The organism is Aquirufa aurantiipilula, from assembly GCF_019923745.1.
GTDB lineage: Bacteria > Bacteroidota > Bacteroidia > Cytophagales > Spirosomataceae > Aquirufa > Aquirufa aurantiipilula.
Window position 1 is genome coordinate 1 of sequence record NZ_JAANOG010000065.1, and the last position, 247, is coordinate 247.

Here is a 247-nt window from a genome sequence, read left to right on the forward strand (position 1 = left end):
TGACCTGAAGATGAGTATTCCATGAAGGGTCCGTGTAGACGACACGGTCGATAGGCTACAGATGTAAAGGCAGTAATGTCAAAGTCGAGTAGTACTAATTACCCGAAAGCTTACTTTTATAAAAAAATGCAACGACTGTTTATTTTATCTCACAATATGGAAAAAGGCTAAAACCTTGCAAGATTTATGGAGCCGATAGGACGGGTGTTCACCTCTTCCCATCTCGAACAGAGAAGTTAAGCCCCGC

Annotated in this window: 1 rRNA gene; it reads left to right on the forward strand. The window is 42.1% G+C overall.

The window, feature by feature from the left end:
• Window positions 1–118, forward strand: a 23S ribosomal RNA gene (locus G9H60_RS13375); the annotation flags it as partial.
• Between the last annotated feature and the right edge of the window lie 129 nt (window positions 119–247).